Annotated in this window: 24 protein-coding genes; 15 read left to right on the top strand and 9 right to left on the bottom strand. The window is 63.7% G+C overall.

The features are described from left to right. The first annotated feature begins 271 nt into the window (after positions 1-271). From WDN01_22540 to WDN01_22565, 6 genes are all read left to right on the top strand, one after another. A complete protein-coding gene (locus tag WDN01_22540) occupies positions 272-619 on the top strand; it encodes a hypothetical protein (protein MEJ0028815.1) in 348 nt (115 codons plus the stop codon). A 2-nt stretch (positions 620-621) separates the two neighbouring features. After that, positions 622-1770 (top strand): thiolase family protein, encoded by a 1149-nt coding sequence (locus WDN01_22545; protein MEJ0028816.1) that lies wholly within the window; start codon positions 622-624, stop codon positions 1768-1770. Positions 1771-1808: 38 nt separating this feature from the next. Beyond that, positions 1809-3365, top strand: coding sequence for an AMP-binding protein (locus tag WDN01_22550; protein ID MEJ0028817.1), 1557 nt, complete (start codon positions 1809-1811; stop codon positions 3363-3365). 86 nt (positions 3366-3451) lie between these two features. Beyond that, the gene (locus tag WDN01_22555; protein ID MEJ0028818.1) at positions 3452-4390 is read left to right on the top strand and encodes an Lrp/AsnC family transcriptional regulator; all 939 of its coding nucleotides are present in this window, start codon (positions 3452-3454) and stop codon (positions 4388-4390) included. Positions 4391-4471: 81 nt separating this feature from the next. Beyond that, positions 4472-5719 (top strand): TetR/AcrR family transcriptional regulator, encoded by a 1248-nt coding sequence (locus tag WDN01_22560; GenBank protein ID MEJ0028819.1) that lies wholly within the window; start codon positions 4472-4474, stop codon positions 5717-5719. Between the two features lie 187 nt (positions 5720-5906). After that, positions 5907-7580: an NAD(P)/FAD-dependent oxidoreductase gene (locus tag WDN01_22565; protein MEJ0028820.1), complete on the top strand. Its 1674-nt coding sequence runs from the start codon at positions 5907-5909 to the stop codon at positions 7578-7580. Between the two features lie 229 nt (positions 7581-7809). Here the strand turns inward: WDN01_22565 and WDN01_22570 are convergent, their stop codons facing one another. Then, positions 7810-8766: a fatty acid desaturase gene (locus WDN01_22570; GenBank protein ID MEJ0028821.1), complete on the bottom strand. Its 957-nt coding sequence runs from the start codon at positions 8764-8766 to the stop codon at positions 7810-7812. Between the two features lie 195 nt (positions 8767-8961). Then, positions 8962-9900, bottom strand: coding sequence for a LysR family transcriptional regulator (locus tag WDN01_22575; GenBank protein ID MEJ0028822.1), 939 nt, complete (start codon positions 9898-9900; stop codon positions 8962-8964). A gap of 131 nt (positions 9901-10031) precedes the next feature. Here WDN01_22575 and WDN01_22580 point away from each other — a divergent pair, with 131 nt between their 5' ends. The 3 genes from WDN01_22580 (at position 10032) to WDN01_22590 (ending at position 12391) form a co-directional block, all read left to right on the top strand. Then, the gene (locus tag WDN01_22580; GenBank protein ID MEJ0028823.1) at positions 10032-10445 is read left to right on the top strand and encodes a PaaI family thioesterase; all 414 of its coding nucleotides are present in this window, start codon (positions 10032-10034) and stop codon (positions 10443-10445) included. 113 nt (positions 10446-10558) lie between these two features. Beyond that, the gene (locus WDN01_22585; GenBank protein ID MEJ0028824.1) at positions 10559-11557 is read left to right on the top strand and encodes a zinc-binding alcohol dehydrogenase family protein; all 999 of its coding nucleotides are present in this window, start codon (positions 10559-10561) and stop codon (positions 11555-11557) included. A 42-nt stretch (positions 11558-11599) separates the two neighbouring features. Next, a complete protein-coding gene (locus WDN01_22590) occupies positions 11600-12391 on the top strand; it encodes an enoyl-CoA hydratase/isomerase family protein (protein MEJ0028825.1) in 792 nt (263 codons plus the stop codon). A 191-nt stretch (positions 12392-12582) separates the two neighbouring features. Here the strand turns inward: WDN01_22590 and WDN01_22595 are convergent, their stop codons facing one another. The 3 genes from WDN01_22595 to WDN01_22605 form a co-directional block, all read right to left on the bottom strand. Then, complete coding sequence (locus WDN01_22595; protein MEJ0028826.1) at positions 12583-12885, bottom strand: hypothetical protein; 303 nt, start codon at positions 12883-12885, stop codon at positions 12583-12585. After that, positions 12886-13515: a TonB-dependent receptor plug domain-containing protein gene (locus WDN01_22600; protein ID MEJ0028827.1), complete on the bottom strand. Its 630-nt coding sequence runs from the start codon at positions 13513-13515 to the stop codon at positions 12886-12888. It lies immediately after the preceding gene. A gap of 196 nt (positions 13516-13711) precedes the next feature. Further along, positions 13712-14335 (bottom strand): TetR/AcrR family transcriptional regulator, encoded by a 624-nt coding sequence (locus tag WDN01_22605; GenBank protein ID MEJ0028828.1) that lies wholly within the window; start codon positions 14333-14335, stop codon positions 13712-13714. A gap of 148 nt (positions 14336-14483) precedes the next feature. On the opposite strand from WDN01_22605, the gene WDN01_22610 reads away from it, so the two are divergent. Further along, positions 14484-14882 (top strand): Rid family hydrolase, encoded by a 399-nt coding sequence (locus tag WDN01_22610; GenBank protein MEJ0028829.1) that lies wholly within the window; start codon positions 14484-14486, stop codon positions 14880-14882. 60 nt (positions 14883-14942) lie between these two features. Beyond that, entirely contained in the window at positions 14943-15941 is a 999-nt protein-coding gene (locus tag WDN01_22615; protein ID MEJ0028830.1) for an NAD-dependent epimerase/dehydratase family protein, read from the top strand. A 20-nt stretch (positions 15942-15961) separates the two neighbouring features. Here WDN01_22615 and WDN01_22620 read toward each other — a convergent pair whose 3' ends face one another. Continuing rightward, positions 15962-16255: a hypothetical protein gene (locus tag WDN01_22620; GenBank protein MEJ0028831.1), complete on the bottom strand. Its 294-nt coding sequence runs from the start codon at positions 16253-16255 to the stop codon at positions 15962-15964. 105 nt (positions 16256-16360) lie between these two features. Here WDN01_22620 and WDN01_22625 point away from each other — a divergent pair, with 105 nt between their 5' ends. Beyond that, complete coding sequence (locus WDN01_22625; protein MEJ0028832.1) at positions 16361-16891, top strand: Lrp/AsnC family transcriptional regulator; 531 nt, start codon at positions 16361-16363, stop codon at positions 16889-16891. 47 nt (positions 16892-16938) lie between these two features. On the opposite strand, the gene WDN01_22630 is transcribed toward WDN01_22625, so the two are convergent. The 3 genes from WDN01_22630 to WDN01_22640 all read right to left on the bottom strand — a co-directional run bounded on the left by WDN01_22630 (position 16939) and on the right by WDN01_22640 (position 20658). Continuing rightward, positions 16939-18321 (bottom strand): sulfatase-like hydrolase/transferase, encoded by a 1383-nt coding sequence (locus tag WDN01_22630; GenBank protein MEJ0028833.1) that lies wholly within the window; start codon positions 18319-18321, stop codon positions 16939-16941. Next, positions 18296-19648 carry a D-serine ammonia-lyase gene (locus WDN01_22635; protein ID MEJ0028834.1) on the bottom strand — a complete coding sequence of 451 codons (1353 nt, stop codon included), beginning with the start codon at positions 19646-19648 and terminating at the stop codon, positions 18296-18298. The genes WDN01_22630 and WDN01_22635 overlap by 26 nt, the downstream gene beginning before the upstream one ends. A gap of 68 nt (positions 19649-19716) precedes the next feature. Further along, positions 19717-20658 (bottom strand): LysR family transcriptional regulator, encoded by a 942-nt coding sequence (locus WDN01_22640; protein MEJ0028835.1) that lies wholly within the window; start codon positions 20656-20658, stop codon positions 19717-19719. A 226-nt stretch (positions 20659-20884) separates the two neighbouring features. On the opposite strand from WDN01_22640, the gene WDN01_22645 reads away from it, so the two are divergent. The 3 genes from WDN01_22645 to WDN01_22655 all read left to right on the top strand — a co-directional run bounded on the left by WDN01_22645 (position 20885) and on the right by WDN01_22655 (position 25115). Continuing rightward, positions 20885-23044: a TonB-dependent receptor gene (locus WDN01_22645; protein MEJ0028836.1), complete on the top strand. Its 2160-nt coding sequence runs from the start codon at positions 20885-20887 to the stop codon at positions 23042-23044. Then, positions 23041-24060 (top strand): alpha/beta hydrolase, encoded by a 1020-nt coding sequence (locus WDN01_22650; protein ID MEJ0028837.1) that lies wholly within the window; start codon positions 23041-23043, stop codon positions 24058-24060. The genes WDN01_22645 and WDN01_22650 overlap by 4 nt, the downstream gene beginning before the upstream one ends. 296 nt (positions 24061-24356) lie before the next feature. Next, complete coding sequence (locus WDN01_22655; protein MEJ0028838.1) at positions 24357-25115, top strand: MFS transporter; 759 nt, start codon at positions 24357-24359, stop codon at positions 25113-25115. Positions 25116-25302 lie beyond the last annotated feature (187 nt).

The raw sequence follows: 25302 nt of genomic DNA on the forward strand, positions 1-25302 counted from the left end.
TGCGGTTTTCCGTTCTTCCCGGACTTTGCGATCCGCGCCGCTGAACGGTTCCGCCTCAAATCCCCCGCCCCATCCGCATCGCAGGCGCCCGGCGAACTTTTGACGATTGCCGGCAATGCTGTCCAGCCAAAAGTTTATAAATATGCCTTTTCACTTTCATATCGCGTGACAATATGAGAATATTTATGCGCAAACGTTAAAAAAGGGCGCGATGGATCAGGGTAATCGGGTCAGACATCCCACGCTTTATGGGGCGTCGACGGACGGTCGCGTGACGCTGTTCGGACAGCAGTGCCGGAAATGCGGTCACATCGGCTTTCCCCAGCAGATCTATGGCTGCGAAACGTGCGGCGCGTACGGGAAAATGCTGGCCCCTCAAGAGCTTGAGGCTATCGGCCTGCTGATCTCATTTGCCGAGGTGCATCGCTATCAGGGCCGTGAAATCGAGGCACCCTTCGTGATCGGCGAAATACGCCTGCAAAGCGGACCGCTCCTTCGTTGCACGTTGGACCAGCGCGGTGAATCGGGCTTGTACATCGGCGCGGAGATGTGCGGATCGCTGACGGCGCCCACCGGCGAGCGACCGTCTGAACTGCGTTTTCGGCTTGCGAGGGACTGACGATGGTTGGATCTCTCTCGAACCTCCGTCCGGTCTATGTGGTCGGCGTTGGCAATCATCGCTATCAGAAGCTGTCGGACACGCCTTACGTTGTCCTGGGACTTGCCGCGGTGCGCGCCGCGCTCGCCGACGCGGGGCTGGAATGGTCGGCGGTCGAGTCCGCCTTTCATGCCAATTGCCTGCTTGGGATGTCGCCGACCCGGGTCATGTTGCGGCATCTGGGTGCGACGGGCATCCCGATGCAACAGGTCGAGAACGCTTCGGCGTCCGGCTCGACGGCCTTCCGCAATGCGGTGCTCGAAGTCGCTTCCGGGATCAGCGACGTGACGCTTGCGCTGGGCGTCGACAAGCCCGCGCCCTTTACTTTGGGATCGTCGCGGAACGGATTGGACAATTTGGAGCACGATCGCATCGCGGCGTTCACGCATTTCGCGCTTCTTGCAAGGACGTATGGGTCCGAATCCGGAGCGACTCCGGAGGACTTCGCGCGGGTCGCCGTGAAAAATCTCGGGAACGGAGCTCTCAACCCCTATGCCCACCGCCAGCAGGCGCGAACGCTCGATGAAATTCAAAGCGCCGAGCCCGTCGCCGGCTTTCTGACGCCGCTCCAATGTTGCCCGGTGGGCGAAGGGGCCTCGGCCGTCATCGTGGCTTCGCAAGACGCGATTCGCAAATTCGGCGTCGATCCGCGCCGGTCGCCGCGGGTGATAAGCTCAACGTCCCGCTCGGAGCGGGTTTACGAGCCGGCATCGGGATTCGACGCCGCTCTCACCGAGGAGACGATCGATCAAGCCTATCGGGAAGCAGGGATCGGTCCGGAGGATCTCGACATTGTCGAGCTTCACGATGCGTTCACGGTCGAAGAGCTTCTCTATGTCGAGCGCATGGGCCTGTGCGAACGCGGCGGCGCGCCCCAAGCATTGAAGCACGGCGATTTCAACATCGGCGGCCGCGTCGCTGTCAGTCCGTCGGGCGGATTGCTTGCCATGGGCCACCCCCTCGGCCCGACGGGTCTCGGGCAAATCGCCGAGATCACCCGCCAACTCCGAGGCGAAGCCGACCGTCGCCAACACCCTGGAGCGCGAACGGGCCTTGCCCATATGGTCGGCGTGGGCGCCGTTTGCCTCGTCCACATCTTGCGTAGCGATTAGCAATTGCCCCGCTGGGGCCGATGAAAAGAGACGATGCCATGAACAGTCCGTACAAAGGCAGCGCAGAGAGCTTTGCGCAGGCGAAACCGGATGCCGTCGCCTTCTTCGAGGGCGATGCCCGCACCAGCTGGAAGGCGTGGAACGATCGCGCCGACCGGCTTGCGGCCGGCTTCCAGAAGATGGGATTGCGCCCCGGCGACCGGATCGCGGCACGCATGGCTATTCGCCACGAATGGTTCGTCGTGCAGTTGGCCGCGAGCAAGATCGGCGCCGCGCTTGTCGGGGTAAACAATCGGTCCACCATCGAAGAGACGCGCTATCTTTTGGAGGATAGCGGCGCCCGCGCGCTGGTCATCGACGATCCGGCACCCGGGCCCATCATGGAGATCGCCCGGGCAAGCGGCATCGACGCGATATTGACGTTCGCCCGGCTCGATTCGGGCGCGCCGAACTATGCGGACATCGTCGCCGACAAGGGTGTGCCGACTCCGATGGTCTCGCCCGCGCCCGCGCCGCTCATTCTCTATACCTCCGGCACGACCGGCCGGCCCAAGGGTGTCGCTCTCGACCCCGCGCTTCTGGCGGCGCGCAAAAATGTGCAGCAATACCGCGACTACATGGCCGGCATCATACCGGTCTCGGAGCATTCGCGGTTTCTGCTCTGCCTGCCGATGCACCACGGCGCCGGTCCCAACTCCGCCTTGTTTTGCCTGCGGGCGGGCGGAGCCGTGGTCATTCTGCCGAAATTCGATGCCGAATCCGCGCTTCGGCTTATCGATCGCCACGCGATCACGAACTGGATGGCCGTTCCAACCATGCTCCATCGCCTGGCCGCGCTCCCCAGCGAAATTCGGGATCGATTCGATCGCTCCTCGATGCGCACGGTAAATATCGGCGCCGCCGCCGTTCCCGCGAGCCTGAAGCGCTGGGCAAAGGAGTTCTTCGGTCCGCAATGCCTGATTTTCGAAGGCTATGGGATGAGCGAAACCCAAATGATCAGCTACATGCTCCCCGAGCATTGGGAGGAAGCACCGGATTCCAGTGGAAAGCCCATGCCATACGTCGATGTGAAGATAATCGGGCCCGACGGCGAAACGTTGCCGCCGGGCGAGGCGGGTGAAATATGCGTGCGGACGCCGCTGATGATCGACCGCTATCTCAATCGGGCGCCGCTGGGACCGGACGATTTGACGCCGGATGGATATTTCCGGACCGGCGACGTCGGCCGGTTGGACGACCGCGGCTATCTCTACGTGACCGATCGGCTGAAGGATATGATCATTGTCGGGGGTACGAACGTTTATCCCGCCGAAATCGAGGCGGCGCTGCATACGCATCCGGGGGTTCTGGAGGCCGCCGTTATCGGGATTCCGGATCCGGACATGGGCGAACAAGTCCTTGCCGTGTGCGAGATGAGGCCGCTTGCGGAACACGATCCGGAATCGCTGATCGCGCATTGCCGCAAGACCCTTGCCGGATACAAGGTTCCCAAGAGTGTCCGGTTCATCGACGAATTGCCGCGAAACGCGACGGGAAAGGTGACGAAGAACGTCTTGCGGGAGCCTTATTGGGCCGGACGGGAGCGTCGGATTTGATTTCGGACGATGAACCGGACCGCAATTTGACGAAATGCCGATAGGGTGCTTCTTAGATCGTCGATCCACCGATTCGGGGACGTGTCTTGGAAGCGGGCAAACCCGATAAAATAGATCTCAAAATCATCCGCGAGCTTCGCGAGGACGGCCGGCGCCCCACGAAGGAGATCGCCGAAAGCCTGAGCTTGGCCGAACCGACGATAGCATCCCGCATACGCGCCCTGAACGAGGCGGGGGTGATGCGCGTGATGGCGCAGGTCAACGTCAAGCGGCTGCGCAACAGGCAGACCTGCTTCATGCACGTTTGGGTAAGGGGGCGGGAGATCGACGAGGTCGCCAAAGACCTCGCCAAATTCGACCGCATCACGACCGTTCAAGTTTGCGTCGGCAGCCCGGAAATCCATCTGATGGCGTTCGTCGAAGAGAACACGGCGATATTGGCATTGCTGCAAAACGAAGTGGGCCTCGTGGAGGGTGTCGATCGCCTGGAAGTCAATCTGGCACTGAAAACCATCATGTTCAGGTCGGACTACGCGGCGCTGGATCTGGGGCCGACGGGCGTGTCCGAAGTCGGCGACAAGCTCGACGATCAGATCGTTCGCCAACTTCAAATCGACGGCCGCGTAAGCAACCGAGAGATTGCGCGGACACTCGATGTGCCTGCCAGTACCGTGCGCGAGCGCGTGAACCGGATGCTGCATGGGCGGGTCATTCGAATAGGCGCGGTCTGCGATCCCGGAAAGCTGGGGCTGAACATGGCCGCGTTCGGATATCTTCAAGTTGCCGCGGCGAGCCTGGAGCGGGCGCTGTCGCACCTTGGAAAAATCGACGATTTGGGAATCGTCTGCACGGTCAGCGGCCGGCACAGTATCTTCGTCCTTGCCGGCGCCAGGGATTTCGCTCACTTCGTCGCGATCGTGAAGAGTCGGCTGGAAACAACGCCCGGGCTGACCGAGATCACCATCCGCAACATCGCCGAAGTGAAGAAACATCGGGCCGACCTCATCTACATCGTGGACGAATGAGCGGGTCGGCGAACATGACTTTCGCGCCCGGCGGTCGCCGAGCCGCCGATGCTCCGAACCGCCTGCCGAAGGAGCGAAGAATTGGAAAAGCCGGTCGAAAGCGGACAGAGCGCACGCGCGAACCGGCGGGCTCGCGTTCTGGAGGAGTCGACCAAGATCCTGAACAGCCTGGGAATTTCCCACGCATCCTTGCCGGAAATCGCAAAGCGGCTCGATGTTTCCCGTGCCGCGCTGTACTACTATTTCGAAGATCAACAGGATCTCGCCTTCCAGTGCTATCGCCGATCGTGCGAGCTCATGGCGCAGCGGTTGAACGAAGCCGCCCGCAATCGAACCGATCCCCTGGCGATCGTCGATAACTTCATCGATGCGCTGCTGGGCGCGGGGCAGCCGGAATTCGCGGCTCTCAGCGAAACCGCCTATCTCCATCCCGAACAAAGGAGCACGATTCTCGGCCTCTATGCCGCCATCATGGCGAACATCGCGGACATACTGAAAAAGGGCGTCGATGCCGGCTCGCTGCGGCCCTGTTCCCGCCATATCGTCGCCGAAGTGATCATCGGCCTGATCTCCTGGCTTCCGATGTCGCGGCGCTGGCGCACGAACGACGCGCTGACGCGCAAGGAGCTCGTCGCGGGCACAAAGCTTCTGTTGCGCGACGGCGTAGCCGCGGATCGCGCCGCGCCGGTCGAATACAGGCCCATGGTGCTGTCGAGCGGCGCGACGTTGAGCCAAAGCGTTTTCGACGACCGGGCGATGGCCGCCGCGCGCCGCGAGGCGTTGCTCACCGCCGCGTCCTGGCTTTTCAATCTCAAGGGGGTCGATGCGACGTCGCTGGACGAAATCGCCGCGCGCGTGGGCGTGACAAAGAAGGTCGTCTATCACAATGTCGGCGACAAGGCCGCGCTCGTCGCCCAATGCTATACGCGCTCCTTCGGCTTCTACGAGGACATTGCCCGCCGAACGGTCGCATATGAGGGGCCGAGAATCGACGCGCTGTCCGCGAGTACCCATGCTCTATCGGAGGCCAGCCTGCGCGAGGACGTGGCCCCGCTTGCGCCCTTGGCCGGTTTCGAAGCGCTTCCATCGACAATACGCAAAAGGATGCAGGCGTCGTCCGGGCGCCTCATGGCCGACTACCTTCGGGTCTTCGAGGCGGGGTACCGGGAAAAGAGCATTCGCCGCATAAATGCCCGCGCCGTTCTGGCCATGCACCCGGGTGTCTTTCAATGGCTCCCCAAATGGTTCGACACCGTGGAGCAATCCGACCGAAGTCTTGTTCCAAGGGAAATCGCCACCCTCGTTCGGATCGGCCTGCGGCCGGTCTAGGAGCCGAGCCGGCCTTGACAGCGATGTTGCAATCCGGAGATCATGTGCACCGAAATGTAAAATTCGGATCGGCAGCGTGGTAAGACCAGAGGAACCGCCGGGCTTCGACGCCGAAGCGCTGCAAGGACGGTATGATGCCGAGCGGGCCAAGCGATTGCGGCGCGACGGCACCGATCAATATCGACATGTGCAGGGCGCGTTTTCGCGCTACGACGAGGATCCTTACGTTTCTCCGGGGTTCGCCCGCGATCCTGTCGTTTCCAACCCCGACGTTCTGATCGTCGGCGGAGGATTTGGCGGCCTTCTCCAGGCCGCGCGCCTGCGAGAGGCGGGCATAATCGACATCCTGATCGTCGAGAAGGCCGGCGACTTCGGCGGGACCTGGTATTGGAACCGATATCCCGGCGCCGCATGCGATATCGAGTCCTATGTCTATATCCCGCTGCTGGAAGAGCTGAATTACGTTCCCGTCGAAAAATACGCGAAGGGGCCGGAAATCCTGGCGCATGCGCAAGCCGTCGGCCGCAAATACGATTTATACGGGAAAGCCTTGTTCCAGACCGAAATCCGGGAGCTGCGCTGGGACGACCGGAGACGACGCTGGATCGCGGACACCGACCGAAACGACACGATTGCGGCGCGGTATGTGTGCATGTCGACCGGTCCCCTCAACAAGCCGAAATTGCCGGGCATTGCCGGTATCGAGACCTTTGGCGGGCACGCATTTCACACCAGCCGATGGGACTACGACTATACGGGCGGCGGCCCCGAAGGCGGCCTGAGCAACCTGGCCGACAAGCGCGTCGCCATCATCGGCACCGGGGCGACGGCCATACAGTGCATTCCCCATCTCGCCGAGGGCGCGCGGCATCTTTACGTGTTTCAGCGAACGCCCTCCGTTGTCGATGCACGCAACAACCGGCCCACGGATCCGCAATGGGCCGGCTCGCTCAAGCCCGGCTGGCAGCAGCGGAGAATGGACAACTTCAACACCCTGGTGTCCGGTGGCACGGCCGATGAAGATCTCGTTTCCGATGGATGGACCGAAATCCTGCATGGGATCGGCGTCGAACTCGCATCGATGCCCGACGAAGCCGAGCGCCGGCAACGCGCCGACTTCCGCAAGATGGAGCAGATCCGGGACCGGATCGACCGGACCGTCAGCGACAAAGCCACCGCCGCGGCGTTGAAGCCCTATTACAACATCATGTGCAAGAGGCCGTGTTTTCACGACGCCTATCTCGAAACGTTCAATCGGGAAAATGTGACGCTCGTCGATACCGACGGCCGGGGCGTCGATCGCGTGACGCCGTCGGGAGTGGTCGCGAATGGCCGGGAATTTCCCGTCGACTGTCTGATCTATGCGACCGGTTTCGAATTCCAGACCGATTTCGCCATCCGCAACGGCTATCAGATATACGGCCGTGGCGGACTGACCCTGAGCGAGAAGTGGAAGGATGGCGCGTCCACCCTTCACGGATATTTCATTCGCGATTTTCCCAATTGCTTCATCCTGGGCAATGCCCAGACCGCGAACACGCCGAATTTCACCCACATGCTGAACGAAAGCAGCAGGCACCTCGCCTGGACAATCAAGACATGTCTTGAACGCCAGATTTCGGCCGTGGAGCCCAGCCAAGACGCGGAGCGTGCGTGGGTCGACCACATCCTGACATTTCGAAACGAGCGCCGGAAGTTCGACCGGGAGTGCACGCCGGGCTACTACAACAACGAGGGTCAGCCGTCGGACAAGGCGGTGCTGGACAGCTTTTATCCCGCCGGCCCCTTGGTGTTCGTCCCCCTGCTCGAAGCCTGGCGCGACAAGGGCGATCTCGAAGGCCTGGAACAGCTTGGCGCTTGAAGGGCAGGGACGAGCACAACGGAGATCGACACCTTCACGCGCGCCTGGCGGGAGCGCAGGGCGAACCGTCGGGAAAATCCCCCTACGCCTGAGCGGCAACGGCGGCGGCGGATATACGCGAAACGGCGGGCGGCAACCTGACGGCGGCCTTGCTCGCGCTCTTAGCAGAGATTGTCCTTGTCGCTTTCCTCGGTTCCCTTGGACCCTAGACCGGCTCCTTCATCGGCAATCAGAGGCTGCGCGCCGTGACGGCAATGTCGCCCGCCTTCGAGCGCGCCCACCTGCCGACGCCGAAGCCCTGGATCGGCGAGCCTTCGGCGATCAGCACCGGCCGCAGCGCCACATAGAGCCGGCGGTAATTGTAGAAGGGCACGCTCGGCCACAGATGGTGCATCAGGTGGAGATTCTGCTGCAGGGTCGCGAACCGCCCGCCCAGCCACAGGCTGATGCGGGTGTTGCCGTACCGGTCGGTGCGGTCGAACGGATAGTGCGGCAGCCACTGGAACAGGATGTTCAGCATGAGCATGGCGGCCCTGATCGGCACGAACCACAGGAGCAGCCAGGCGGCAAAGTGCCCGGTGGCGAGGGACGCCGCCAGCAGAACCAGCGTCAGCACGGTGACGGCAGAGGTCTGGGCGATCTCGGACGCCGTCAGGATCTTGCGCAGGCGCTGGTAGCGGACAGGGGCGAAGGGCTTCAGCAGGGCCAGCGGCACAAGGTTCATGAACACGGCGACCGCCCACTTGCCGATCAACTGGCCGAGCGTGCCCTTTACGAAGATGTCCGGGTCGCGCTCGGTGTTGGTGTGGGCGTGGTGCAGCACATGCGTGCGCTGGAGCACCGGCCATCCGGCGCCCATGCCCAGGGCGCCGATCCAGCCGACGACGGTGTTGATCCCATAGAAGCGCCTGGGCCTGCCGACCACATTGCCGTGGATGGCCTCGTGCACCAGCGTGTAGTGCGCGTAAGAGACGACGGCCAGGATCGGCGTGCACACCCAGAGCGGCCAGCGGTCCGAAAGACCCAGATAGATGACCGTAAGGAGCGTGCCGGGCAGGACGACCGCCAATGCAAGCGTCGGCCATGCAATGTCGGGCGACAGCGACAGCGCAATTCGCTTTTCTTCGAGTCGCGAGATCCCCGACCCGGCCCTGTCCGCATCTTCGATCTTGGTGAAGGACGTCATTCGGCTTCCCCGGAATTTCGCGTCGTGTGAAGGCCCTTGAGAGCGCGCGGCCGGAAAAGAGCAGAGGACATGGAGGCTCCGGCCTGGCGGCGGACCGACGACGACGGGACCGCGATCCGGGCGGAATAGGAAATCCCGATCCGGGGCAATAGTGCTTCGACGTGGAAAGAAGCCTTCCGGATCTGAAAGGACCGATCAGCGACCGGAACGGCCGGAGCGCCGGCCCGGCGTTTTTCCGTAGCCCAACCGCTCCCTGAGCCGCGGGATGGCGAAGTCCAGGAATGCGCGCAGCTTCAACGGCGTCTGGCGCTGGCTCGGGTAGACGATGCTGGCCGGCAGCGGTGCCGGTTCGTAATCTTCCAGCAGTCGTGTCAGCGCGCCCGTCCGCACGTGGTCGTCGATGAGATAGGAAAGCGCGCGAGCGATTCCGACCCCGTCCACCGCGGCGGTGACGGCGGCCTCCCCCAGATTCACCGAAAGGCGGGATGCGACCGCAATCGTTTGCGGCGGGCCCGCGCCGAAGAACTGCCAGTGGCGCGCCGTCGGATGACCCTCGTGAACCACGCAGTCATGTTTTTCGAGATCGGCCGGTTTTTTCGGCGTGCCCCGCCGCTTCAGATAGGCGGGGCTGGCGCACAGGGTGACGCGGATCAGCCCCACGCGCGCGGCGATCAGGCTGCTGCTGTCGGCCAACGCACCGATGCGGACGGCAAGGTCGACATGCTCTTCGACGAAGTTCACCTGCCGGTCCGTGAGTTGCAGCCGGACCTGGATGTCGGGAAACGCCTCAAGGAATTCCTCGACGACCGGCAGGACATGGCTGCGGCCCATCACGGCGGGCGCGGTGACGATCAATTCGCCCTGGGGGGCGCGGTACTCGCCGGAGGCCGTCCGTTCGACCTCGGCGATCTCCTCCAGGATCTGGCGGCACGACGCGATATAGCTGCGCCCGGCGTCGGTCAGGACCACCTTGCGATGACCCCGGTGGAACAGCCGGATGTTCAGGTGCGCCTCCAGTTCGGATACGCGCCGGCTGACCGTGGCCAGCGGAATCCGCAGCTGGCGGCCGGCCGCCGAGAGGCTTCCCGCATCGGCCGCGGCAACCAGAATGGTCATGGCTTCGAGTCGGTCCATGGGGCCTTCCAGATTTGGGAGGACTGATCCCGAAACTAAGCATTAGCGGCCCAGGTTGGAACCACCTAGGCTGCCGGCGGTCGCGCTGCCCGCGGTTGGCGGGCCCACCTCGTTGCAGGAGATAGCTCGCCATGGCCGCGCTCGAAGACGATTTCCGGGCGAGACTGCGCGAGGCGTCTGGCCGGGCGGCCTTCAACACCTGGCTGGGCCTGGAAGTCGACCAGGCCGGCGAAGGCGCGGTCGAACTCAGCCTCCCCTGGCGGGCGGAGTTCGGGCAGTACAGCGGCTATCTCCACGCGGCCATCGTCTCGGGCCTGATCGACACGGCCTGCGGCTTTGCCGCTTCGACCCTGTCCGGCCGGGTGCTGGCGTCGCAACTGTCCGTTCGTTTTCTGAGGCCGGCCGTCGCGGAGGTCTTCGTTGTCAGGGGCAAGGTGATCAAGCCCGGTCGCCAGCAGATCTTCGCCTGCGGCGAACTCTTCGCCCGCAACGCGCCCGACAAGCTCCTGGCCGTCGGCGACGCCATCCTCGTTCCGATCGCCTGAAGCCCCTTCCAGAATTGGGAGGGTTGCTCCCAAGCTTTGACACTACTGAAGGAATTTGGAAGGGCTTACATCCCGCTCCGCATGAGGCCCAACAACCGGAAAGCGGGAATGCGATGAAGGCCATCCAATATCAGTCCTTTGGCGATTACGGCGAAAACCGCCTGGTCGATCTGCCGCGTCCCGTGCTTCGCGATGGCGAGGTGCTCGTCGAGATGCGCGCCGCCGGGGTCAACCCGTTGGACAACACATTCCGGTCTGGCCACATCTTCTTCGCGGCGCCGGCGAACCTGCCCCGAGTCGGAGGGCAGTCGGGCGCCGGCATCGTGGCCGAGACCAAGAGCGCTGCCTTCAAGGTCGGTGCGCGCGTCTTCGTCGCGGCACCGGGGCTCGGTCTGACGGCCGATGGGACATGGCGCGAATTCGTGGCTGCGCCGGCCGCAAGCCTGTCGCCCATTCCGGACGGGATCGACGACGACCACGCCGCGGCCTACCTCGCCGGTGCGGGATACCTGACCGGCTATCTGGCGCTGACGGAGCTCGCGAAGTTCAAGCCGGGACAGACTGTCCTGGCGCCTGCGATCGGCGGCGCGGTCGGCATGGAGACCGTCCAGGTCGCCCGCCGCCTCGGCGCGTCCCTGGCGATCTCGACGGCCGGCAGCAGCGAGAAGGCCGAACGCGCCCGCGCGGCCGGGTACGAACACGTCATCGACCTCTCCAAGGAGAGCCTCAAGGACGGTGTCCTGCGCATCACGCAGGGCAAGGGCGTCGACGTCATCGTCGATGGGGTGAGCGGAAAGTTGACCGGTCCGGCGCTGGCGTCGCTGGCGTCCGGCGGCACCTATGTGGTCGCGGGCTATGCCGGCGGGCGCGAGGCGGACATCAATGTCACAGACATTATCTGGAAGGCGGCGACCATCCGCGGCTTCACGTTCCGGCTTTTCGCGCCGCAGACGATTGCCGCGGCCAGCGGAACCCTCGCCGGCTTCCTGAAGGAAGGGGCGCTCCAGCCCACCATCGCCAAGGCCTTCCCGATGTCGCGGGCGCCCGAAGCCGTCCGCTTCCTGATCGAGGAGCGCCCCTTCGGCCGGGTGATCATGAACCCGCAGCGCTGACCGCACCGCCGACATCCACCAACCCTATCGAGGACCTCCGTCATGGCCAGCTTCACCTTCACCGTCGAGGACGGCATCGCGACGCTGCTCCTGTCCAATCCGCCGCAGAACCGGCTCAATAACGCCACGTCGGCGGACTTCCGGCGCGCCGTGGAGAAGATCGAGACCGACCAGAGCATCCGCGCCCTGGTCATCCGCGCCGAGGGCGAGAATTTCAGCTTCGGCGGCGACATCGGCAACTGGCTCGATGTCGACCCCGCCGCGATCGGCGCCAGCATCGGCGAAGGGCTCCGCTGGCTTGGCGCATTCGAAACGCTCCGGGTGCCGGTGATTTCGGCGGTGCAGGGCATTTGCCTCGGCGGCGCGTTCGAGATCGTGCTGCGCACGGACATCATTGTTGCCGCGGAGAATGCGCGGTTCGGTCATTCCGAGCAGACGCTGGGGCTCGTCACCCTCATGGGCGGCGTTCAGAGGGTCGCCGAGCGCGCCGGCCGGGCACGCGCCCTTCGCTGGGCCATGACCTCGGAGCGCGTGCCCGCGCGGGAGATGCTGGAGGCAGGCGTGATCACCGAGGTCGTCCCGGATAACCAGCTGGTAGCGGCGGCCTATGAATGGGCCCGGCGGCTCGGCAAGGGACCGACGCTCGCCCACGCCGCCCACAAGAAGATCATGAACGCCTGGTCCAACGGCGGCGTGGCCGCGGCCGATGCCTTGATCCCGGCGCTGGCCGAACAACTCTGGCGGACCGAGGACGCAAGCCGGGGGATCGCCTCCGCACAGGACGCGCTTCGCCGCGGCGTGGAGCGTCCCGTCCTCGACTTCGATGGCCGCTGAAGAGCCGTCGGCGTGCAGTTGTTCGCTGCCCATGGCAATTCGCTTGCGGAGCGTTACGATTTCGATCGATGACGACCTGCCGATCAGCGCGCGGAGGCCGAACCGTTCAACATCCTGATGGAGAATTTCAACGGCGTGGCGGCGAATGACAACGGCCCACCGTTGGAAACAAGCGAATCATCGATCGACAATCAACTCAAGGGATGCGCGCTCGCTGCGCAGATCTCCTGAACGAAGTTCGCAAGATCACTCAGGCGATATCTCGGCATCGAACTCATATTGAAAATGCGAAAGTGGACCTGTGCATTGTCGCGCGACAAGCCCAATCTGAGGCCCGAAACGGCATCCGGCGTTCGGCCCTTATCGGCTGAATTCTGCGGGCAGAAAGTCTGAAATCGCGCGGCATTGCCGGCCCGCGTCGGTAGGAGACCGTTGCCCCGCCATTTCGGATAGGTGGGCGAGTCTTCCGCCCGCCCGGTGACGTGCGTGTTCATTCAGGTGGTCTTGTCGAACGGGCGCTTCACATAGCCGTCCTCATTGCGCGAGATCAGCGAGAGGCTGGTGAGCAGGTCGTCGCCGAGCGGCACGTTCACCGTGCCCTGGAAATCATGGCGCGAATAGTTGCCCACGGTGACCGAGCCCTCGCCGCCGAAATCCGGCGTCGGCTCCTTGGTGGTGATGTTGATCGCCCCGCCGACGCTGTTCTGGCCGAACAGCGTGCCTTGCGGGCCTTTCAGCACCTCGACCTGCTGGACATCGACCATGTCCATCAGCGAGCCGATGGCGCGGGGCAGATAGACGCCGTCGATATAGATTCCGACGCCGGGCTCGGTGGTGAACAGGAAGTCGGTCTGGCCGATGCCGCGGATGAATATCTGCGCCGTGTTGGCGCTGCCGGTATTGCCGGTGCCCTGGTCGAACACCAGGTTCGGCGTATAGGCCGCCACGTTCGACAGGTTGGTGACGTTGCGCATCGCCAGATCGTTCGCCGTGAAGGCGGTGATCGCGATCGGCGTCTGCTGGATCGGCTCGGCGTGCTTGCGCGCCGTTACGAGCACGGTCTCGATCGTGTCGGCGGGCGTGTCCTGCGCCTGCGCGGCCACTCCGCCAAGAAACAGTGCCATCGCTGCCGTCCCCAGCCGCAATGCTGTCTTCATTCCCCAAACTGAACCTTCGGCCCGAAATTCCATGGCAGCCCCCTCAGACGCCTACGCCTCACTCACGAGCGGAATTCCTGCACGACAGATTTATTTTTGCAATACATCGAATATGATTTTATTTTTATAACGCATGCAATATTTCTGAGCAACTGCTGCCTATTCAGGCGGAATTCGCCGGCTGCGAAATTCCGGGCGCCTGCCAGGGCTCGAACACCAAACGCACGCGGCGATGCATCAGGAGTTCAAGCTGGGCAAAGGGGATCGGCTCCTTGGCATAGACGTAGTATTCGAGATGCGCGGCCATCAGGTTCTCAAGGATGAAGGTGGCATCCTCGAGATTGAGGTCTTCGCGAATGCTGCGCCGATAGCGAAGGATGTCGAGCAGCGAGCGGATCTTGCGCGTCGTCAGCGACTTCGCCTCGGCCACAAGCGCCTCGATATAACCATCGCCTTCCGTCGTCTGCGCGCGGTCGAAAGCCCTGACAAGATTGGGAACTTGCCACTCCTTCGGCAACCGGAGCGCCTTGAAGAGCGCGACCATGGCCTCCATGGCATTGTCCGGCGGGTTCTGGATCACCTTGTCGGCGCGCTGCTCCAGTTCGCCGACAAGGGGTCGCGAGAGTTCGTGGATGATGCCGCCCTTCGATCCGAAATAGGTATAGATCGTCCCGATGCTGACCTCGGCGCTGTCGGCGATCTCCATCAGGCTGGTGCCGGAATAGCCTCGCTCGCGGAACATCAGCTCCGCCACCTCGAGGATCCGGGTGCGGCGGCGGTTTTTCATTTTCGTCCTGAGACCCATTTTTTTCCTCCGTGGTCATTTTTCGTGGGTTCATGATCTATTTCTGGATTAATTTCAATTATAGAACCAGTTGCATGTGATTATATTTTTCGACATAACTATAGAACGAATAGACCTTCGAGGGGCAAAAATGGCGTTGGCGGAGCAGGCATTTCACATCTTTCCCGAGATCGAAAAAGCGATGGGATTCTCGGCGGCGATCAAGACCGGCGAGATGATTTATTTCTCCGGCATGATCGCGATCGGTGCCGACATGAAGATCATCGGCGTCGGCGACATGCGGGCCCAGGTCGAAGCGACCTATGCGACCCTGGCCAAGGCGCTGGCCGAGCTGGGCCTGTCGCTCAAGAACGTGGTCAAGGAAACGATCTTCACGACCGACCTCGTCGCCATGGAGGCTGGCCGCAGCGCGCGGGCAGCCGCCTATGCCGCCGCCGATGCCTATCCGCCGGCCTCGACCATGGTCGAGGTCAGGGCGCTGTTCACGCCCGAAGTGCTGGTCGAGATCGAGATCGTCGTTCGCGCCTGAGGGCAGCGGACGGAAAGCGATGTCGGGGTCGGCGCGGGGCCGCGCCGCGATGGGGGGAACATGGCTGCAGCAGGAACGCCGGTCCGCACCGCTTTCGTCACCGGCGGCAGCGGTTTCGTCGGCTCGAATCTCATCGCCGAGCTCGTGCATCGCGGTTGGCGCGTCACGGCTCTGCACCGTTCCGCAGACCAGGCTGCTGCGCTGTCGGCAATGGGTGCGATACCGGCGAGGGGCGACCTCACGCTCCGCGAGTCGGTTCTGGCGGCAATGCCCGCTGCGCCCGACGCCGTCTTCCATGTCGCGGGCGACACCAGCCTGTGGTCGCGCCGCAACGCCCGGCAGGATGCGATCAACATCGCCGGCACGGCGGCGATGGTCGATGCCGCGTTGGCCCGCGGAGCCAAGCGCTTCATCCATACCTCGACCTGCTCGGCCTATGGCCGCCATGCCGAACCCATAACGGAGACGACGCGGTCCACGGCGTCGCAATCATGGGTCAATTACGAGAAATCGAAGTGGCTCGCCGAGCAGGAAGTACAGCGGGGTATTGCCGCCGGCCTCGACGCTGTGATCCTCAATCCTTTTGCGATCCTGGGTCCCGGCGACCGGCATGGCTGGGCCCGTCTCTTCTTCCAGATCCGCAGCGGCCAGTTCAAGGCAGCGCCGCCAGGCGTCATCACCTGCAACCATGTCCATGAGGTCGTGCGCGCCCACATCTCGGCCTTGGACCTCGGCTATCGCGGCGACAACTATCTCCTGAATGGTCCAACGACATCTGTCGCCGATCTCGCGACCCTGATCGGCGCGACGATGGGTCTGGACGTGCATCCGAAACCGGCGCCGATGGCGCTTCTGAACCTCGCGGCAGGTCTTGGTGTGCTCGCCGCCCGCTTCACCGGGAAGGAGCCATCCCTGACGCCGGAAACGGTGGCGTTGATGAGCGCCGATACGCGCTGCGCCTCGAACAAGGCCGAGCGCGAACTCGACTATCACCGTGTCGAACTCGCAGAATGCCTCCGCGATACGCATGCTTGGCTCAAGACGCAGGGGCTGGTCTAAGAAGCGGCGCAACGAGCCTCTTATCGGACGCCCTCGGCGTCCTTCTTGCGCTCCGGCGATTTGGATAGCCGTGCCCGTCGCACGCAAGGCATCTCCGACAGCTTCGCGACCAGCAGGCGGGCCCGCGCCGATTCGAGGCCCGGAAATTCCGCGACGACAAAGGAACCGCCGGCGGCGCGCGAGCGCAGCGTGAGCGCGGCGGGCACGAGGCTGGCGACCGCAAAAGGTTGCAACACGCGCGTCAGCGCGCCGGGCTCGGCGGCGATGCGAGCGAAGATCTTGGCGCTTTGCGGCTTGACGGTGCGGGTCTCCATGAAGGTAGGTTATTGCAGGAAACGGGGAATTTGTTGCCTATGTTGCGATACGTGCAACAGTTTGAGCATTATCATACTCCAATATGAATATTTCCGGAGAAGTTCATGCGCGCTGAGCTCGATGCCACCGATCTGACGCTTCTCGACGTGTTGCAGCATGACTGCTCGCTTTCCGCCGCCGAACTGGCGGAGAAGGTTGGCCTGTCGCAGTCTCCCTGCTGGCGGCGCGTTCAACGGCTCAAGGACGAGGGCTACATCAAGCGCAAGGTTGCGGTCCTTGATCGCAGGCGACTGGGTCTCAACGCCCATGTCTTTGCGCGGGTGAAGCTTTCGGCCCATGGCAGAGCCCATCTCGCCGAATTCTCCAAGGCCGTCCAATCCTTCCCGGAAGTGCTGGAATGCTACGTGATGATGGGCGAGACAGACTTTCTCCTGCGCATCGTGACGGAGGATGTCGATGCCTATGAGCGGTTTTTCTTCGAGCGGCTGTCGCGGCTTCCCGGCGTGCAGGAGATCAACTCCACGGTTGCCCTTTCCGAGATCAAAGCATCGACCGCCTTGCCGCTGCTCGGATCCCGAATTGCGGCCCCCGTCAAACGCGGTCGGCGACAGCATCGCCCAGCGCGCCAGCCTTAGGCCCGCATCCAGCGCTTGCAATACCTCCGGCGTCGACCGAGCGCCGGTCAGTAGCGATCGGCAACGTGGCCCTTCGGCGTTTCGCTGAAGCTCTCGGCCGGATAAGGCAGCATGGTCGCATTCCATGCGGAATAGGCCGCCTTCATCCGCGCGAAGCGATCGGGCAGGCGCTCGGCTAGGTTGGCGCGTTCGCGCTGGTCGGCCGCGACGTCGAAGAGATATTCGCGGCCGCCCAGCTTCAGATATTTCAGGTCGCCGTCGCGCATTGCCGCCTGGTCGTTGGCACGATAGCGCCAGAACAACGTGCGGCCGTGGCCGGCCGCCTCCTCGACGAAAATGGATGAAAGATCCTCGCCGTCCGGAGGATAGGACGTGGACGGAGCGGTCTGTGCGAGCGTCGTCAGGGTCGGCAGCCAGTCCATCGAGACCGTCACCTGGTCGCTTCGCGATCCGGCCGCGATGCGGCCGGGCCAGCGCAACAGTGCCGGGACGCGCAGGCCGCCCTCGAGCAACTCGCCCTTCATCCCGGTGAACGGCCAAGTGTCGGAGAAGCGTTCCCCGCCATTGTCGCTCGTGAATACGACGATCGTGTCGTCGGCGATGCCGGCGGCCTGGAGCGCGGCGAGGATACGGCCGACTCCGGCATCCATCGACCGCACCATCGCGGCATATATGGCTAGATTGCCGCCGTCCTCGTCGCGCAGGCTTTTGAGCTGTGCAGGGACCGCGCCGTCGGCGGGGCCTTCCCATGGCCAATGCGGCGCGTTGTAGTGCAGGCTGAGAAAAAACGGGCCGCGCTTGCCTTGACGGGCGATGTAGGCGGCGGCGCGGTCAGTAAGGACGTCGGTGAGGTAACCTTCGACCGAGACGGGACGATCGTTCTCGTACAATCCGTCATATGGTTCTTCACCCGCGCCGCGGCCGACCACGCGGTGCGCGAAATAGTCTGTGGCGCCGCCATAGAAGCCGAAAAACTCGTCATAGCCGCTCTTGCGCGGGCCGTAATGCGGCGGCGCCCCAAGATGCCATTTGCCCACCAGGGCGGTGCGATAGCCGACACGGCGGAGCAGCGACGGCAATGTCGGATGACCGGGCGGCAGGCCCACCGGGCTGGAGTTCTCCGGCACCGGTTCTTCAAGCCCGACCGGCAGGCGATATTGATAGCGTCCCGTGATCAAGGCCGTACGCGTCGCCGAACACACCGCGGAATTGGCGTAGGCTTGGGCGAGCTTCAGTCCGTCCGCGGCCAGGCTGTCGATCGCTGGGGTCTCGAAATCGGGCTGTCCGTAACAGCTAAGGTCCGCGTAGCCGAGATCGTCAGCCAGGATGAAGACGATGTTGGGTCGCCGCACCTGGCCTTCGCCGCGCGCGGCTGCGGCAAAGGCAGCCGCGGCCGCGGCGCCCTTAAGGACGTTTCGCCGGCTTTGCATGCGTCGCGCACTCCGTCAGATCGGAATTCAGCTTGTACGACAGATAGCCCATGAATTCGTCGTCCCGCAGCAGCGAACCGCCGGTGGTCCACACGACATGCACCGCGTCGTCGAATCGCGCCAGAGGGCCGCGCGATACCGGCCGCGCGCGCAAGGCTTCCGCCACCGGTGTGATGGCGGCAAAGCCGGCGGCGGCCGATGGCTCGAGCCGCATCGCCGCCTCGCTCCAGGCGTGCGACAGCCACTGCATCATCGCCGCGTCCGGCACCGCGGCCAGCGCGTCGATATCCGGACCGATCTGTGCGAGCGCCAGCTCCGACGCGACAGGCGTCGCAAGGCCGTCCGCGATCGTGCGGTTGTCGAGTCCGAGCTTGTAGACCGGCAACGCGCGTCCCTCGCCGAAGGCGATGGCGGCCAGCATGCAGGCCGAGGCGACCGGCTCGACGAAGACACAGGCGACGTTGCGGCCGAAGATCGACTTCAGGCCGAAGGTGATGCCGCCCGGCGCTCCGCCCACCCCGCAGGGCAGATAGACGATCAGCGGCTGCTCCGCCGAGATCGCGATGGCGGCTTGAGAAAGCTGGTGCGCCAGCTCCGCGGCGCCGACCGCATAGCCGACGAACAGCGCCCGCGAGCGCTCGTCGTCGATGAAATGTGCCTTCCCGGCTCGCTCGAACGAGCGCCGGGCGATCCCCACGGTGCGGGCATAGTCGCAATCATGTTCGACGACCGTGACGCCCATCTCGCGCAAGGCGTTCTTTTTCCATGCCTTGGCGTCGCGCGACATGTGGATCTCGGTCGCGAAGCCGAAGCGGCTGGCGACCATTCCGACGCTCAGCCCGAGATTGCCGGTGCTGGCCACGCCGACGCGATAGGCGCCGAACGCCCGGCGGGCTGCGCGTGTGCCGATAATGTCATAGGTTTCGCCCGCGACGAGCAAGCCTTCCTTGCGCGCTACTGCTTCGACGAAGCAGAGCACCTCGTAGACGCCGCCCCGTGCCTTGATGGTGCCGGTCAGCGGCAGACGGTGATCCGCCTTGACGAGCAGGCGACCGATCTCTGCCGGCGGCGTGTCGTAGCGCAGCAGCGGCGATGCAATGTGTCCGTTCCAGGCGCCATCCGGAAAGAGACGCGCCAGCACCGGCGCAAAACGCGCCAGCCGTGCCTCGGCCTCGCTAATCGCGGACCGTGCTATGTCGGCGCGGACAAGCGGCACCGCGGCCGGCTCGCGGAGCCAGACTGTCGCCCGTCCGGCGCCGAGATCGGCCAGGCAGGCGTCTCGGCACGTATCGTCGTGCGCCGCGCCATCGGTCGAGGACACTGTCATTGCGGCGCCACCATCGCCATCGCGGTGCGGCGGGCAATCCAATTGCGCTGGGACGCATATTAGCCCGTCTAATGCCGATCGCCGGCCGCCATCAGGGCCGCGGCCTGCGCCTGAGTCGCGGCGAGTGTCTTGCCGAGCCAGGCGGTAAAGATACGGACGGCGGAACGGCTGTCGCCCGGACGATGGGTCACAACGCGATAATGGGCGCTCGGAACGGGTTCCATCTCGCCGGCCAGCATGAGATCGCCTTTGTTCAGCAGGCGATGCACGATGATGGCGCGTCCGACCGCGATGCCTTGACCGCACATCGCGGCGTGATAGGCCAGATGGGCCATGTTGAAATGCCGCTCGGCCGAAGGAGCCGCGGCCCAATCGCCGCGCCGGCTGGTCAGTAGGCCTTGCCATTCCTCGCCCGCGCTGGCGCCATGCCAAGGCTCTTCGTCATGCAGGCGCACGACTTGCCGCCCGTCGCGCGCCCGCAGACCTTCGAGATAGGCGGCCGAACAGACCGGAAAGGTCAGCTCGCGGTGCGCCAGCAATTCGTGGAGATCGCTGACCGGCTCGCGCTCGTAAACAATCGCCAGGTCGATGCCGGCGTCTTCCATGCGCTCGGCCGACATCGGCACCAGTTCGGCGCGGACGAACAGCTCAATGTCGCCATGCTCTCGATAGAAGGATTCGAGATTGGGCACGAGCCACTCGGTCGCGAAGGAGGGGATGCAGCTCACCACGAGCGACCGCCGGGAGGCGCGGACCACCCGGCTCAACGGTTCGTCGAGCAACAGCGAAACTTGGTTCATCGCGGTAAGGAAGGAGCTGCCCTCCGAGGTCAGGGCGATCTTGCCCTTCGCGCGGCTGAACAGCGCACGCCCCAACCGGCCTTCGAGCCGCGCAATGCGCTGGCTGACGGCGCCCTGGGTGACTCCGATGCGTCTGGCCGCGGCGGTGAAGCTCCCCATGCGCGCTGCCGACCGGAAGACCCACAGATCGGCCAGCATCTGACCGTCCATGCGATAAACATCGTCCAGCTCGGACGGATCCGCCGTTCTGACATCAGTCTTTCTGCCGCCACCCAACGCAACGCCTCGCAGAATGCGACGAGGCTGCGACTATAACGCCAGCTAATGGCCTGCCTAGTCCTTTTGCGTTGCGGCAAACCCCGGCCGGCCGCAGCGTTCGTCACAGATGTCTCACAAAGCGCGCGGGGCGCGGCGTGAACCGGACGGGGGCTCGATCATGTTGCGTACGAGATTTCTTGCAGCGACTGCGCTGGGAACGACGTTGTTCTGGGCCGCCGGAGCGGCTGGGCAGGAAGCGCCCCGCGCGTCCGATGGTGCTGTCGAGACCGTTATCGTCACGGCGACCAAGCGTGCCGAAGACCTCCAGAAAGTCCCGATCAGCGTCACCGCGCTGTCGGAAGATCTCATCAAGAAGACCGACGCGACCCGGTTCGAAGACGTGGTCCGCGCCATCCCCGGCCTGTCCTACAACGAGAACAGCGCCGGTTCCGCAACCTATACAATTCGCGGCGTCAACACGAGCAGCTCGGTCAGCAACGTCCAGTCGCCAGTGGCCGTCTATTTGGATGAGGTGCCGGTGCTCGATCCGTTCGGCCCGCACAACATCACTGATCTTCGCCTGTTCGACGTCGGCCAGGTCGAAGTGCTGCGCGGTCCGCAGGGCACGCTGTTTGGTTCCGGTGCGCTGGGCGGCGCGATCCGGCTCGCGACCAACAAGCCGGATGCATCCGCCTATGACGCGGCAGCGGAAGCCACCGTGGAGTCGGTCGAAAACGGTGGCGTCGGCTACCGCCTCAACGGCATGGCGAACATTCCCCTTAACGATACGCTCGCGCTGCGCATCGTCGGCTATTACGATCGCGATCCGGGCTGGATCGACAACACCACGCGCCATGAGGCCGACGTCAACCGCGCCGTCACCAAGGGTGGCCGCGCCATGCTGCGCTGGACGCCCACCGACGACCTGACGCTGACCGGTACCTTTCTCTACGAAAATGACCACCCGAACGACGCGGCTTACACCTCGTATACGAACAAGAATCTCGAATTCACGAGCGCGACGGCGAACTTCGCCTATCAGGATCTGAAGACATATAACCTCGCCGCCGAATACACGCTGCCATGGGCGACGATCACCTCATCGACCAGCTTCGTGGACAAGACAGAGCTCGAGCACACCGACTTCACCACCCGGTCGGAGGCGATCACCCATATCATGGCGCCGGCGCCAATCGTCGATAGCGGCCCGTCCGGCGACTTCATCCAGGAAGTGCGCATTGCGTCTGCCGACGAACATCCGTTCAAATGGCTCGCTGGCGTTTATTATCAGCACTACTACCGGTCGTTCACGGAATCGCTCACCGTGCCCGGCGCCGGTGCGCGCTTCGCCGGTGCCGGCTATCCCAGCGACACCATCCTGTTCGACCTTTATCGCGTGAAGGTGGTCGAAGAGGCCGTGTTCGGCGAACTGTCCTATGACTTGACGGATACGCTCACGGCCACGGCCGGCGCGCGCGTCTTCAACGACTCCGTGCGCACCACGGACGACGGCAATTCGGTGCTCGAAGGTCTCGTCACGCTGCGCAATGCCGCGACCTTCACCAAGGTGACGCCGAAATTCGCCCTCACCTATACGCCGTCGCAGGACCTGATGTTCTATGCGCAGGCGACGCAAGGCTACCGCGTCGGACAGGGCAACCTGTCGCCGCCCTTCGACCCGTCCTCGGGCCAGCCCATTCCCGGTGCCTATGGTCCCGACAACCTCTGGAATTACGAGATCGGCTTCAAGACCGAGTTCTTCGACCACCGCCTGCGGCTCGACGGCGCGGCCTACTACATCGACTGGAAGAACATCCAGCTCCAGCAATCGACGGTGGCGTCTGGCCTCGTCTACACCAGCAATGCAGGCAACGCGACGGTCAAGGGGTTCGAGATCGAGGCCGACGCATCGCCCATCGACGGTTTGGATCTCGGCGTCTCGCTCTCCTACGACGATGCGCGGCTCGACAGCGTCGCGACCGGCGTCAACGCGCTGGCGGGAGACCAGTTGCCAGGCTCCGCACCGTTCACCGGCTATACCTATGCGCAGTACGATTTCCCGATCGGCGGGGGGATGGCCGGCTATATGCGGGCGGATTATAGATATACCGGCAAGGAGTACGCTGACCTGAACAATCCGACTTCGCTGGTCTATGGCAATTTCGGCGACGTCAATTTGGAGCTTGGCCTGACGGTGGACAAGTTCGACATCAATCTCTTCGTGAACAACCTGACCGATGGCCGCGCCCTGATAAGCGCGCGCAAGCTCTTCAACGCGCCCATCGGGTTGCGCGAGCAACCCCGCACCGTCGGCGTCACTCTCAGGGCACACCTTTGAGTCGGGCCGCCGCTGCCGCGTTCTTGGCGGTGGCGTGCCTGCTGGGCGCCGCCGATGCGGGCGCGACACCACGCTGCATGCCGGCGGTGGTCGGCCGCGATTCCTGGTGCGACGTGCCCGGAGCCAGACTGAACTATATCGATTGGGGCGGGCAGGGCACACCGCTTATCCTGCTGTCCGGGCTAGGCGACACGGCGCATGTCTTCGACGACCTCGCACCGCGGTTGACCGTCGGACACCATGTCTATGCGTTCACCCGCCGCGGCTTCGGCAGCTCGCGCGCGTTCCGCGGCGGTTACGACGCCCGCACATTGACGTCCGACATCACGGCGCTGATGGACGCGCTGGGGATCGCGCGGGCGGATTTCGTTGGACATTCCGTCGCCGGCGAAGAACTGACCGCGCTTGCCAGCACCGTGCCCGGACGCGTGCGCCGGCTGGTCTATCTCGACGCGGCGTATGATCGCTCCGGGGTCGCGGCCTGGATTGACAAGGACCCTGGCAATCCGCGCGATCCGTCGCCGGCCGCGCTCAAGGATTTCGGAACATTCATAGCCTGGCGGCAGCGTTCGCTCGGTATTTCGTCGTTCGCGGTCGGCAATGATATCCGCTCTGGCTACAGACCGGGACAGCACGGCTTGGTGAGCATGACGCCCGGCAACGTCGTGCATGCGGTGATCCAGGGCGACGCCGCTGCCCATCCCGACTATGCGCGCGTCAGGTCCCCGGCGATGGCGCTCTATTCGCCGAAGGACAAGCTAGAGCAGCTTCCGCCGGACGCGTCTCCGGCGCGCCGGCGCGCCGCGCTCGCCTTTTCGATCGCTGTCGTGCGGCCTTGGATGTTGGCGGAAAAGGCGCGATTCGAGAAATCCATCCGCTGTGGCGTTGCGTGGGAGATCAAGGGTGCCGGCCATTACCTTTTCCTAGAGCGGCCGGACGACACGGCCGCATGGATCCGCTCGTTCCTGTCATCGTCGGTACCTTGCAAATGGAGCGCTGGCGACACCAAGCGTTGACCTTGCAGTGTTGCGCGCGGAAATCCGACTGGAATGCCATGACGATGCTTCGGACTTTTGCTCCGGACAATTTTCTCGAGATGTCGACGAGGGCCCGAACATCACTTGTGATGCCTACTTGACCCGTTGGGAGAGCCCCGCGGCGGAGCTGCGCTACGGGTGAAATCGTGCCCGCTTGGTGGCAATAGCGACGGGTCGCTAAAGGAGCAAAATGGCCGAACTCGACCGCCAATGACCGGAAAATCTCTGGGTACGGTCTAGGTACAGCACGTTCTCGCAGAAGTCAGAATTGTTGGATGTCAGTGGGTTGCAGGACTTTTGCGAGTCCTCTGGCGGTACAGCGTGTCGGAATCCTGGTCGGTGTCCTGATTGCCGCGGTCGGCGGCATGATCGGCGAGAAGACTGGACATGGCTCGGGCTTCGCGCGGTTCTCCGGGACGATGATCGCCGTCGCGATCATGACGCCGTTGTCGATATTTACCAGCCTCGGTCTCCTGTCCGAGCCTAAGATCAGGACCGGTGAGACGTCGGTGACCAAGCTGGCCGGGCTGCTGAAGACACTGCAGCAATTGTTCCGGAATGCGGCGTTCGTGCGCCTTGGCGCCGTCATGCTGCTATACGTCTACGCCAATGCCGTATGGGACGCGTTGCTTGTCTTCTTCGTCGTCGATGTCCTCAAGCTTTCGGGTAGCGTTAGCCTGAGTGTCATTGTATCTCTCCTCGTCTCGGTGCTCGGCCTGCTCTTCTTCACGACGCTGAGTCACAAACTAAGCAAGCAATACGTCATGATAGGCGGCGTCACGGGCGCGGTCATTGTCGTGCTCAGCGCATATTTCCTGCCGATCGGAAACGCGAATGCATTGTTCATTTATATGGCGTTCTTCGCCTTTTTCAATTCCGCCGGCGGTCTCATGATGGACTCCATGACGGCGGATGTCGTGGATGTAGACGAGATTCAAAACGGCGAACACCGTGCGGGTCTGGTCGTCAGCATGATCCAGCTATGCGATATGCTGCCCAGGGCCTTGGGAACTGGCATCATTTATAGTTCTTAGCTGGCTCGGGCGACGGACTATGAAATTCGGCTGCGTCGCGCGGACGGCACGCTGTCATTCGTCATGATGGGGTCGCGTGTTCGAGTCACGCAGGCGGCACCAGCCTTTTTGGCCCCGAAGGCTATAGGGGTTAGACCGATACGCCCGACGCGGCGTTCGCGTCTTACCGTGTCGACGGAACGCGAAC

This window comes from Rhizomicrobium sp. (assembly GCA_037200985.1).
Taxonomy (GTDB): domain Bacteria; phylum Pseudomonadota; class Alphaproteobacteria; order Micropepsales; family Micropepsaceae; genus Rhizomicrobium.

What these genes read in the sequence shown, in the direction of transcription:
- WDN01_22545 (MEJ0028816.1), top strand. Translation starts at nt 622, where the DNA reads ATGGTTGGATCTCTCTCGAACCTCCGTCCGGTCTATGTGGTCGGCGTT.
- WDN01_22550 (MEJ0028817.1), top strand. Translation starts at nt 1,809, where the DNA reads ATGAACAGTCCGTACAAAGGCAGCGCAGAGAGCTTTGCGCAGGCGAAA.
- WDN01_22570 (MEJ0028821.1), bottom strand. Translation starts at nt 8,766, where the DNA reads ATGACGTCCTTCACCAAGATCGAAGATGCGGACAGGGCCGGGTCGGGG.
- WDN01_22575 (MEJ0028822.1), bottom strand. Translation starts at nt 9,900, where the DNA reads ATGGACCGACTCGAAGCCATGACCATTCTGGTTGCCGCGGCCGATGCG.
- WDN01_22580 (MEJ0028823.1), top strand. Translation starts at nt 10,032, where the DNA reads ATGGCCGCGCTCGAAGACGATTTCCGGGCGAGACTGCGCGAGGCGTCT.
- WDN01_22585 (MEJ0028824.1), top strand. Translation starts at nt 10,559, where the DNA reads ATGAAGGCCATCCAATATCAGTCCTTTGGCGATTACGGCGAAAACCGC.
- WDN01_22590 (MEJ0028825.1), top strand. Translation starts at nt 11,600, where the DNA reads ATGGCCAGCTTCACCTTCACCGTCGAGGACGGCATCGCGACGCTGCTC.
- WDN01_22595 (MEJ0028826.1), bottom strand. Translation starts at nt 12,885, where the DNA reads ATGAACACGCACGTCACCGGGCGGGCGGAAGACTCGCCCACCTATCCG.
- WDN01_22600 (MEJ0028827.1), bottom strand. Translation starts at nt 13,515, where the DNA reads ATGGCACTGTTTCTTGGCGGAGTGGCCGCGCAGGCGCAGGACACGCCC.
- WDN01_22605 (MEJ0028828.1), bottom strand. Translation starts at nt 14,335, where the DNA reads ATGAAAAACCGCCGCCGCACCCGGATCCTCGAGGTGGCGGAGCTGATG.
- WDN01_22610 (MEJ0028829.1), top strand. Translation starts at nt 14,484, where the DNA reads ATGGCGTTGGCGGAGCAGGCATTTCACATCTTTCCCGAGATCGAAAAA.
- WDN01_22615 (MEJ0028830.1), top strand. Translation starts at nt 14,943, where the DNA reads ATGGCTGCAGCAGGAACGCCGGTCCGCACCGCTTTCGTCACCGGCGGC.
- WDN01_22620 (MEJ0028831.1), bottom strand. Translation starts at nt 16,255, where the DNA reads ATGGAGACCCGCACCGTCAAGCCGCAAAGCGCCAAGATCTTCGCTCGC.
- WDN01_22625 (MEJ0028832.1), top strand. Translation starts at nt 16,361, where the DNA reads ATGCGCGCTGAGCTCGATGCCACCGATCTGACGCTTCTCGACGTGTTG.
- WDN01_22630 (MEJ0028833.1), bottom strand. Translation starts at nt 18,321, where the DNA reads ATGCAAAGCCGGCGAAACGTCCTTAAGGGCGCCGCGGCCGCGGCTGCC.
- WDN01_22635 (MEJ0028834.1), bottom strand. Translation starts at nt 19,648, where the DNA reads ATGACAGTGTCCTCGACCGATGGCGCGGCGCACGACGATACGTGCCGA.
- WDN01_22640 (MEJ0028835.1), bottom strand. Translation starts at nt 20,658, where the DNA reads ATGGACGGTCAGATGCTGGCCGATCTGTGGGTCTTCCGGTCGGCAGCG.
- WDN01_22645 (MEJ0028836.1), top strand. Translation starts at nt 20,885, where the DNA reads ATGTTGCGTACGAGATTTCTTGCAGCGACTGCGCTGGGAACGACGTTG.
- WDN01_22655 (MEJ0028838.1), top strand. Translation starts at nt 24,357, where the DNA reads ATGTCAGTGGGTTGCAGGACTTTTGCGAGTCCTCTGGCGGTACAGCGT.